Annotated in this window: 12 protein-coding genes and 1 pseudogene; 8 read left to right on the top strand and 5 right to left on the bottom strand. The window is 37.1% G+C overall.

The window, feature by feature from the left end; genetic code table 11:
• Positions 1-612: 612 nt before the first annotated feature.
• Genes J7E67_RS27500 through J7E67_RS27490 form a run of 3 tightly spaced genes read left to right on the top strand, consistent with a single transcriptional unit; the run spans position 613 to position 2,065 of the window.
• Entirely contained in the window at positions 613-1,059 is a 447-nt protein-coding gene (locus tag J7E67_RS27500; protein ID WP_214733223.1) for a hypothetical protein, read from the top strand.
• 1 nt (position 1,060) lies between these two features.
• Positions 1,061-1,285 carry a helix-turn-helix transcriptional regulator gene (locus J7E67_RS27495; RefSeq protein WP_214719039.1) on the top strand — a complete coding sequence of 75 codons (225 nt, stop codon included), beginning with the start codon at positions 1,061-1,063 and terminating at the stop codon, positions 1,283-1,285.
• Positions 1,286-1,342: 57 nt separating this feature from the next.
• On the top strand, positions 1,343-2,065 hold the full coding sequence (locus tag J7E67_RS27490; RefSeq protein WP_214719037.1) for a DUF4386 domain-containing protein: 723 nt from the start codon (positions 1,343-1,345) through the stop codon (positions 2,063-2,065).
• 102 nt (positions 2,066-2,167) lie between these two features.
• Here the strand turns inward: J7E67_RS27490 and J7E67_RS27485 are convergent, their stop codons facing one another.
• The 4 genes from J7E67_RS27485 to J7E67_RS27470 form a co-directional block, all read right to left on the bottom strand.
• The gene (locus tag J7E67_RS27485) at positions 2,168-2,362 is read right to left on the bottom strand and encodes an IS3 family transposase (protein ID WP_214733222.1); all 195 of its coding nucleotides are present in this window, start codon (positions 2,360-2,362) and stop codon (positions 2,168-2,170) included.
• Positions 2,363-2,427: 65 nt separating this feature from the next.
• A complete protein-coding gene (locus J7E67_RS27480) occupies positions 2,428-2,760 on the bottom strand; it encodes a helix-turn-helix domain-containing protein (protein WP_214733221.1) in 333 nt (110 codons plus the stop codon).
• 177 nt (positions 2,761-2,937) lie between these two features.
• The gene (locus tag J7E67_RS27475; protein WP_214733220.1) at positions 2,938-3,117 is read right to left on the bottom strand and encodes a helix-turn-helix domain-containing protein; all 180 of its coding nucleotides are present in this window, start codon (positions 3,115-3,117) and stop codon (positions 2,938-2,940) included.
• Positions 3,118-3,212: 95 nt separating this feature from the next.
• A complete protein-coding gene (locus J7E67_RS27470; protein WP_214733219.1) occupies positions 3,213-3,695 on the bottom strand; it encodes a YndM family protein in 483 nt (160 codons plus the stop codon).
• A gap of 1,049 nt (positions 3,696-4,744) precedes the next feature.
• Here J7E67_RS27470 and J7E67_RS27465 point away from each other — a divergent pair.
• From J7E67_RS27465 to J7E67_RS27455, 3 genes are all read left to right on the top strand, one after another.
• On the top strand, positions 4,745-5,065 hold the full coding sequence (locus J7E67_RS27465) for an ArsR/SmtB family transcription factor (RefSeq protein WP_214733218.1): 321 nt from the start codon (positions 4,745-4,747) through the stop codon (positions 5,063-5,065).
• Positions 5,066-5,078: 13 nt separating this feature from the next.
• On the top strand, positions 5,079-5,588 hold the full coding sequence (locus tag J7E67_RS27460; RefSeq protein ID WP_214733217.1) for an SRPBCC domain-containing protein: 510 nt from the start codon (positions 5,079-5,081) through the stop codon (positions 5,586-5,588).
• A gap of 434 nt (positions 5,589-6,022) precedes the next feature.
• Complete coding sequence (locus J7E67_RS27455; RefSeq protein WP_214733216.1) at positions 6,023-6,244, top strand: cyclase; 222 nt, start codon at positions 6,023-6,025, stop codon at positions 6,242-6,244.
• A gap of 68 nt (positions 6,245-6,312) precedes the next feature.
• Here J7E67_RS27455 and J7E67_RS27450 read toward each other — a convergent pair.
• A protein-coding gene (locus J7E67_RS27450; RefSeq protein WP_214733215.1) for an IS3 family transposase occupies positions 6,313-7,433 on the bottom strand; the annotation gives its coding sequence in 2 pieces (ribosomal slippage) (positions 6,313-7,184 and positions 7,184-7,433; 1,122 coding nt in all).
• A 161-nt stretch (positions 7,434-7,594) separates the two neighbouring features.
• Between J7E67_RS27450 and J7E67_RS32555 the strand changes: the two are divergent.
• A pseudogene (locus J7E67_RS32555) lies at positions 7,595-7,951 on the top strand (HNH endonuclease signature motif containing protein); the annotation flags it as partial.
• Between the two features lie 368 nt (positions 7,952-8,319).
• Positions 8,320-8,919 (top strand): pyridoxamine 5'-phosphate oxidase family protein, encoded by a 600-nt coding sequence (locus J7E67_RS27445; protein WP_214733214.1) that lies wholly within the window; start codon positions 8,320-8,322, stop codon positions 8,917-8,919.
• Positions 8,920-9,011 lie beyond the last annotated feature (92 nt).

Here is a 9,011-nt window from a genome sequence, read left to right as displayed (position 1 = left end):
CTATATAACGTGGGAAAAGTTCAATAAGATTAAGTCGATTTTTCCTCTAGAGCGTCCTAAACTTTCAATTCCATTTTCGGAATTAAAGATTTACGCGAAACTGTGAAGCAATTTCTGAAGAGCCCGGTGCGGGAAATCCGCACGCCGGGTTCTGTGGGGGTTTGAGTCGCCAATTGGGCGACCTTTCTACCCGGAGGGTGGAGTACAATTTACCGCAAGGTAGAAAGGCTCCCTTCTACTCGACTAGTGGAGTAAGAGATTATCCAAATGACATTCTCAATTACTATTTCACTTCACCCATATGGGTGAATGAGTTGAAATTCTCTTGTAGAACATATCTAGGCTAAAAAATCAGACCAAGGCTGAATTATTTTGGCTTAGGTCTGATTTTTTTGTTATGCTTTGCAGCTTTAGAAAATCGGCTAAGCGGTAGTTGGTTTCTTAAAATCCGCCTAACCATTTTCGTCTTCTTCAAGGGCAGGCGTATTGCCACATTAAACGGTGCCCTGCCTTTTATATGTAAATTATACTTGACTTCATGTATAGTTTGTTTTACATTATAATTAACACATTTTACCAAATGTAAAATTTAACGCACGGGGGGTGTAAACTATGACCTATCAAGAAAAGAAAAGCATTGTATCGTTGATCAGCGTTATTCTCATTTTCGGATCTTTTTGTTTTTACATGTACCCGCAGTATCCCGGGGGGGGGCTGGAGTCGAAGGAAACCTTTCGCTATTGGGGTTCCTTTGTCCTCAACTTGATGTTGGTTTCAATAATCGCGCACATCATTATCAGCATTATTTTTAACATCGTCTTTAGAATTACGACGAGAGAAAAGGAACCAACGTTTGCAGATGAACTAGATAAGTTAATAGGCTTGAAAGCAACCCGAAATTCTTTTTTTGTCTTTATTGTGGGTTTTCTTCTTGCAATGGGTTCGCTGGTCATCTATCAGCCGTCACAGATGATGTTCATTATCTTGATAACTTCAGGATTCATTTCCGATGTGACAGGCTCCGTTACGAAACTTTATCACTATAGGAGAGGAGTCTAATATGGGCAAAAATCTTGTCGGCAACCACATCCGAAAATTACGATTTAACCATGATGAAATGACGCAGCAACAATTGGCTGACAAGGTAGGCGTAACAAGACAAACGATTGTGGCTCTCGAAAAGGGAAACTACTCCCCATCACTAGAACTGGCTTTTCGAATTGCTCATGCCTTTAACTTACCGCTGGAAGAGGTATTCTTTTATGGGGACAACACAAAGCTGTAGAACTGTGATTGTTTTTGCTTTATCGTTATTGAATTTATTAAAAAAGGGGATAAAAAAATGAATTCAAACAAAAAAGCGGCAAAAATTGTAGGAGTCTTGTTTATACTTGCAGCAGTTACAGCAATAATAGGTCTTAAATTATACGATCCTATTCTAAAGGGTCCTGATTATCTGATTAAAGGATCTGAACACGCCAACCAGGTGATACTTGGGGCATTTATGGAGTTAATTCTTGTCGTATCAGCGATTGGTACGGCAACTACCATGTTTCCAATTTTAAGAAAATATAATGAAACGATAGCTCTTTGGCATATTTGCTTCAGGTTTCTTGAAGCTGTTATCATTACCGTTGGTGTAATCAGCGTACTGTCCCTATTGACCTTAAGCCGGGAATTTGTAGCAGCAGGAGCCCCGGATTCCGCCTCTTTTTATGCTTCAGGTATTATATTAAAAGCAGTACATGACTGGACATTTATGCTTGGTCCCCTTTTCATGCTGGGCATCAATACGATGATGTACAGTTATATATTTTATAAATCCAAGCTCGTACCCAGGTTTATACCTATCCTGGGTATGACAGGGGCAACGCTTGTTTTTATTTGTGCCTTGTTAGTAATGTTCGGTGTAATTCAACAAGTTTCTGTTTGGGGTGCTATTTTGGCGCTACCAGTAGCAGCTAATGAAATGATTTTAGCAGTATGGCTCATCGTTAAAGGATTCAATGAATCTGCACTTGTTTCCATGTCTGCAAAAAAGAAAGACTACGAGATACCTAAATAAGGCGAATTCTTAAATGAAGCGATTTGTTGGAGTGAACTAATGTAATTAATTAACGGGGCTTTAGCTCAAGAACGATTTTGCTGCTTCGGCAGCCTTTTTTCGTTATTCCACTTCCATGATACGTCTTAGGTTCAATGTTATGCGGCGATAGCCATATATGCCGTCCACCTTCTTATATAGGCGCTGTATCTCCTCAAGGATTTCCTCATTTAAACTTTCATTTTCTGAAGGGGAACGGTCAAGCCACTTATAATACGCTGCACGTGAAATTCTCGCAATCTTACATAATAGAACCATGGGAAAATTCTCTTCCTGATGAAGTTCCTGTATAGCTACGTATTTATCCGTTAATCGGGTCTGGCTTAAGAGCTCTTCTTTAAATGCCTCCTTTCGAGTTCCTCCAACTTTTTTAAAAATGCATTTTCTGCCCGAAGACGTTCATTTTCCCGCTTTAACCGCTTCATTTCTCGCTGGATTTTCTCCTCCTGAGTTAATTCTGGTTCTGTCTTACTCCGCCCTCGCTTATCTTTAAGACCGTCTTCTCCTTCTTTTTCATACTTCTTCATCCATTGATACACCTGTTGATAAGAAACTTCGAAAAGCTCCGAAGCCTGGTGATAATTTTTTCCGTTCTGAAGGCAATACATAACAATTTCCAAACGTTCTTCAAGCGTGGTAGATCGACCTTTAATCATAGAGTTACTCATCCTTTTCGTCTCTTTTAATTCTCTATGATCATTATAATGCTTTATCCACTTTCTCAACACAGAGTCGCTTGATATTTCCTACTTACGTACAATCTCAATCAGGGAATAGGTCCCGGAAAGATAATCAAGAACTGCAGCCGTTTTTACCTCGTTTGAATACCCTTTTCAACCGCTAGATCCTTCAAGCCTCTTGATCCCATATGTTTCAAATAGAAACATCCATTTTTTAATCGTATTCTTCGAAATGTTGTTTTGACAGCAGAAGTCTGGAATAAAGGTTTGTCTGTCCAGATAAGCCATAATTAACTCATATTCTTCTTGTGCAGTATACGCACTTTTCGCCATAGAAAAAGCTCCCAACAAAGCAAACAGATTTTTATTATTTCATCTGTCTACTTTATCGGGAGCATATCAGAATAAATGTACGCTTTTTTTGACTATTATTGTTTATTCTGGTTCTCCTGAGACTTGTGCTGTTGAGCACTTCTTACATCCTGTTTAACAGGAGTTAATTCAGAAGACGCTTCTGTTTGAAATTGTGGTCTTCCAGTTTGCATGGTTTGTCGCTGATTGGAAGCCTGTTTGCCATGTTCTCTTCCTAATAAGCGATGGAAGAAAATTTCAAAAGCTGTGATTGCTATCGAGCCAATAAGTGAAGCGGATAACACGTCATCCTCAATGGTCATATTATCGATCATTAGGTAGAGAATTACAAACGCTAAGGCAAAATCAGCAATAGTTGCCACTGTGTTATTGGTAACCCGTAAAATAAATAAGTCACCCACTACATAACTAACAATAGCTAATACCGCTGAAATCCCTAGGATATCAGAAGCGCCCAAATCGTAGCCCAACGCATCGATAATGCCCAGAACAACAACAGCTGCAATAAACTTCATGGCAATTCTTAAAATATGCCTCATTTTTTACACCTCCTTTGTGTATTTTTCGATAATATCTTTTAAGATATACACCGAGATAAAAGGAGGTTTCAGGAGATTAAATTGGATGCTAACTTGAAGTTATAAAAGGTGTGTGATGGTCTAAGTGGAGGTCATTTTTTTTATTGTTGTACTAAGTACGTAAAGGGATAACGTTTTCCACCAAATTGTTACGGTAAATTCAAGTTTATTATGGCGTGCTGATATAGGTATTTATACTACTAAATTCAAGGGGCGTAACAAGGTAATGGTTCATTTAACATGATAAATTTCAAAGTGAAATTTTTAGATGCCTCGTGTTAACAATTTGATAGTAATTTTTTTCTGAAGGATTTTTGTAGGAATAGCACGGCGAAATGAGTCTTACTGTCCAAGTAAAATCCAAGTATTAATCCCTTTAGCAGCATAGATGTAAAACATTAGTAATATAATCATCATTTAAAACAGTTAACTTTAATTTTTGAATGTTGTCTTATTCGTGAGATTTCAAATATGTACGGAGTACCAGGTTTATTGAACAAAAGGGCACTGTGACCCATCAGGTTAGCATAACTGGCCTCCACCCCTTGGATAGGCATGACGAAGGAATGAGGTGGCGATTGACCCGTTGAGACATGGGAGGGAAAGCCTCAAGGGGCGGCATGGAGATGTACATTATATGGTAAAATATGGAGTGGTAGCTAACTCCTTTATTTAACTATGCCTTCACGAAGCCAAATGATCTGAATTCATTGCAATTACCCGTCAATCTATTTATAGGGGTTATGAAATCCTGCGAATAAGTGAGCATTCAAGAGATATTCGTATCAAACTGAGGGAGTTTAATAAGGGGAAGGATATAATTGATACCGTCTGGTGTAGTACAACAAAACAAGAAAACTATCATGGAAATAGAAAAGACCGATTCACCTCCCCTTGCTATACTAAGTTAATTCAAGATAAATATTTTCTTCAATATTACTTGACGGGAATATTCCTGTTTGTTTATATTTTAATCAAGGGAATATAATTCTATAAATCGTGGTGTAAAGATGAATACTACATTATTAAGTGCTCTTGCCGAGCCAAATCGATTAAGGATTGTTGAACTCCTTAGAGACGGACCTCTCACCGTGGGAGAAATTGCAGACCGACTTCAGATTCGCCAGCCATTGGCATCTAAACATCTAAGTGTGCTTTATAAATCAGGAGTGGTGGAATTTTATGCCGATGCAAATCGTCGAATTTATAAGCTTTGTTCAGAACCCTTTAAGGCATTAAACATTTGGTTGGAACAGTATCGTGAAATATGGGAAGAAAAACTCGACAGCTTGGAACTTTATCTGAAGGACCTACAAAATAAAAAACAATAATTGGAGGAATAAAATGTTTACAAAAACCGAAATCACCCGTAGTTTCAACGCTCCTCGCGAGCTTGTATTTAAGGCATTTACCGAATCAGAACATCTGCAGAACTGGTGGGGCCCAAAAGGATGGGCTTTTGATATTTCTAAGTTTGAGATTCGCCAGGATGGTGTCTTCCATTACAGCCAGACATCTCCTGAAGGTAATGTAATGTGGGTCAAATTTGTTTATCATGAAGTAAATGCTCCAGAGAAACTCGTTTACACCTCTTTCTTTTCTGATGAAAAGGGTAACATCGTACGTGCTCCTTTTAACGACAACTGGCCATTGGAAATTCTCAATACTTTTACATTCACCGAGCATGAAGGTAAAACAATACTTACGATGATTGGGACACCTGTATCCCCAACTAAGGAGGAAATGAAAACTTACGAGGAGTCGCAAGAAATGGTTCAGGAGGGCTTTTCAGGAACCTTCATTCAACTGGCTGATTACCTCTCAAATATTCAGAAAACTGATTTAGGTCGATGACGAACAAAAGAACAATGAGAACACTGTTAATAGCAGTGTTCTCATTGTTCTTGGTAATTATTTATTTTTACTGATTTTAAACGAACGGGTGCTTTAGTTGAACTAAAAAAGTGATTATTTAAGAATGAGGGTAATTTTATGTTATTCCATTAAAGGGCGCTTTTCTTTAAAAAGAAGGCGTCTTTTTGTAATGAGTCTGATTCTAGAATAATACATTGAAGGGGTTGGAATATGTTAAAGTGTATAAGAGATTGTGAAGGTTTCTACTTAAACTATAGGGGTGCTAGAGTTAAAGATCCATCTGCCATTTTTGGTGGCTTTTCTTATTGAACTAAAGGGCAGTTTAGTGGAAGAGTGTAAGAAGGAAGAAGATATTTGTTTTTTTAAACCTGAATATATATATAATCTAAAACTAAGGTTAAGGTGGATTCGAAATGGGCAAAAGAGTTCAATTCGACTTTGAAATCGAGTTTACGAATGGCGGTGGAATTCAAGGGCAGGAATTCCGTCTTGATATTGATGGAAATGACATTTCTGACGAAGAGTTAGCTAGGTATATTGTTGAAGATATGAGGTTGTTAATGATTGGTAAAGTAAGGATACTTAACAAGAAAATCATAAATGAAAAACATAAAAGAAGACCTACTGACTATTAGCAGCACATTATCTTATTTCTCTACTGGTTTATCTTATATGACTAAAGGTGTGGATTGTCAATACTAAACTAGACAACTTTATTAAGGTGTTCAAGTTTATAATCAACAGAACTTACATAACCAAGTGTTCCGTGAATTCGTATGTGATTAAACCAGTGGACATAGTCATGTAATTCCCTTGTTAATTCTTCTAAACTATCAAAATGTCGTCCTTTAACAAACTCTGTTTTAATGATTTTGTACGTTGCTTCAGCTACGGCATTGTCATACGGGCAGCCCTTCATGCTTAATGATCGTTGAATTTCAAACGTCTCTAAAGCATCGTCAATCAGTTTATTGTTGAACTCATTTCCACGATCCGTATGAAAAAGCTGTATTTTACGGAGGTCCCCTTTCATGGAGGCGAATGCTCGATAGACGAGTAATGCATCTTTATTTGGACCTGCGCTGCAGCCTACGATTTCCCGATTAAAGAGGTCGACAAATACACATACATAGTGCCATTTTTGATTGACTCTTACGTATGTCAAATCGCTTACTATCGCTGTCATTTCTTCTTCCTGGTTAAACTCGCGGTTTAGTTCGTTCTTCTGTTTTGATTCATTACATGATTTCGTGTGAGGCTTAAATTGAGCTACGGTATAAGAAGAGACAAGACCATGCTCTTTCATAATTCGCCCAATTCTTCGTCTAGAAACGATGAGTCCACGTTTTTTTAATTCTACTTTGATTTTGCGAGTTCCATAATTTTGACGGCTCGCTTGAAAAATCTCGATAACGTCGGAGGTAATATCATCCTCATTTGCTCTTTCTTTCGCTTCGTAATAATAAGTGCTTCTGTGAAGTTGAAGGACTTTGCACATTGCTGATATCGAGTATTTGTGTTGGTTATTTCGAATCACATTTACTTTCGTCCTAGTATCAGCGCTGCTTGCTTTAAAATGTCGTTCTCCATCAGTAACTGCTTGTTTTCCTTACGGAGTTTAATCAGTTCAGTTTCTTCCGGTGTTTGATTGTCTTTTTCTTTGAATGATCCACTTGTCTGACTTTGACCCACCCACTTATCCAGTGATGAAGGGGTCAAGTCATATTCACGAATAATTTCTTGTCTAGGCTTGCCGTTCAAATAAAGCTGAACGATCTGATTCTTGAATTCTTCTGTGAACTTTCTTCGCTCTCTTTTGGTCATAATAGATTCTCCTCAGTAATAGTAACTGTAGTCTACTTGACCTTAATATTTCTGTCCAGTTAACTGTAACCTATCCAAACGTGGCAGTTCAACAAGAAGGAGAAATAGAAACTTATATAGAAGTAGTGTTCATCAAGAAGTAAATTGGAGAGGGTCTTTATATCTATGCCCAGCGGCATAAAACAAGCCTATGTTTTTCGCAGGTTACGTGTAACTACACTACCGAAGGTAGAGTAAAGATACATAAAAGTCTAAAAGCGATTAACAAAACTGTCTTATCCTCTATCATGAGAAGTTTTATTCCAAATCGGACAATTGAATATAATGACAATCGAATAAGTAAGTTCATCGCTCAGTATGGTAAATGCGCAATATCAGGCGTGGAACTAGGTATTAATGATTGGCACTGTCATCATATGAATCCCTATCATCTTTCAAAAGACGATACCTATTCAAATCTAGTAATCCTTCATGAAGCAGTGCATAGACTGGTACATTTAACTGGACATACGGAAATTTTAAAAAGTTTATTTTGTTAAATGCCCTTTTTGAAACAATTTTTGTATCTCCAGTTACCAAGTTCTTTACAAAAGTAAAACTCTATAAATTAGTTAATTTTAACGAATTTCAATTCTTTTTATATTTTTTTTACAAGGCTTTTTTTTTATATGGATTTCAATACCTTATTGAGGGTAAAAGGAAAATTAACTAAAAGACTTGTGAACTAATTCACTTAAAGTAACGGAGTGCAAGAGTTGAAGATTGGGTTGCGGCGGCAGCCCTTTTTCTTGTTCCAATAACGGACAGGTTAATTGAAGAATTGAATAATAACCTAACAACTATGTGTTAAGATATAAGGCATAATTAATGAAAGGGTTGAAAGAAAATGTCAAGAGGGGAACACTTACTGCAAGAACAACATGGGACTATAAAGAAAGCATCCTCTTTTTATGAGAACCAAATGCTTAATTACCTAAATGATAAGATGACAGATTTTATAGTTAAGCAAGGTATGATGTTTATTGCAACAGCTGATTCTAGTGGAAACTGTGACTCCTCTTATAGAGCTGGCTCAGTAGGTTTTGTAAGGGTTATTAATGATAAAACATTAATATATCCTGAATACAAGGGGAATGGTGTTATGGCAAGTTTAGGAAACATCATTGAAAATCCCCATATCGGATTAATGTTTATAGATTTTTTTGAGCATTCCATTGGGTTACATGTAAATGGTACAGCCTCTATTATAGAAAATGGACAATTAGCCTCATTAAAGATGACAGAAAAGATAATGAATGATATTAAAGTAAAAGAAGGTAATAGACCAGAACGTTGGGTTATTATCAAAGTTGATGAAGCTTATATTCATTGTTCAAAACATATCCCAAAGCTAAAACAGATCGACAAAAAAATATATTGGGGAACTGATGATGAGAAACAAAAGGGTGGGGATTTTTTCAAAGCAAAACAAAGTAAAAAAGATTAAAAATAATAAAGCTAGCGGGTGCGATTGCTTAACAAAGTGGTCGCTTTTTTCTTATTCAAGTAACGGGGCAGGTTAGCATTCCTGTAGAGAGT

This window comes from Bacillus sp. ISL-46 (assembly GCF_018613205.1).
Note: the sequence above shows the minus strand (reverse complement) of the source record. Positions and strands in the feature narration are given on the sequence as shown.

What these genes read in the sequence shown, in the direction of transcription:
- J7E67_RS27500 (WP_214733223.1), top strand. Translation starts at nt 613, where the DNA reads ATGACCTATCAAGAAAAGAAAAGCATTGTATCGTTGATCAGCGTTATT.
- J7E67_RS27495 (WP_214719039.1), top strand. Translation starts at nt 1,061, where the DNA reads ATGGGCAAAAATCTTGTCGGCAACCACATCCGAAAATTACGATTTAAC.
- J7E67_RS27490 (WP_214719037.1), top strand. Translation starts at nt 1,343, where the DNA reads ATGAATTCAAACAAAAAAGCGGCAAAAATTGTAGGAGTCTTGTTTATA.
- J7E67_RS27485 (WP_214733222.1), bottom strand. Translation starts at nt 2,362, where the DNA reads ATGGTTCTATTATGTAAGATTGCGAGAATTTCACGTGCAGCGTATTAT.
- J7E67_RS27480 (WP_214733221.1), bottom strand. Translation starts at nt 2,760, where the DNA reads ATGATTAAAGGTCGATCTACCACGCTTGAAGAACGTTTGGAAATTGTT.
- J7E67_RS27475 (WP_214733220.1), bottom strand. Translation starts at nt 3,117, where the DNA reads ATGGCGAAAAGTGCGTATACTGCACAAGAAGAATATGAGTTAATTATG.
- J7E67_RS27470 (WP_214733219.1), bottom strand. Translation starts at nt 3,695, where the DNA reads ATGAGGCATATTTTAAGAATTGCCATGAAGTTTATTGCAGCTGTTGTT.
- J7E67_RS27465 (WP_214733218.1), top strand. Translation starts at nt 4,745, where the DNA reads ATGAATACTACATTATTAAGTGCTCTTGCCGAGCCAAATCGATTAAGG.
- J7E67_RS27460 (WP_214733217.1), top strand. Translation starts at nt 5,079, where the DNA reads ATGTTTACAAAAACCGAAATCACCCGTAGTTTCAACGCTCCTCGCGAG.
- J7E67_RS27455 (WP_214733216.1), top strand. Translation starts at nt 6,023, where the DNA reads ATGGGCAAAAGAGTTCAATTCGACTTTGAAATCGAGTTTACGAATGGC.
- J7E67_RS27445 (WP_214733214.1), top strand. Translation starts at nt 8,320, where the DNA reads ATGTCAAGAGGGGAACACTTACTGCAAGAACAACATGGGACTATAAAG.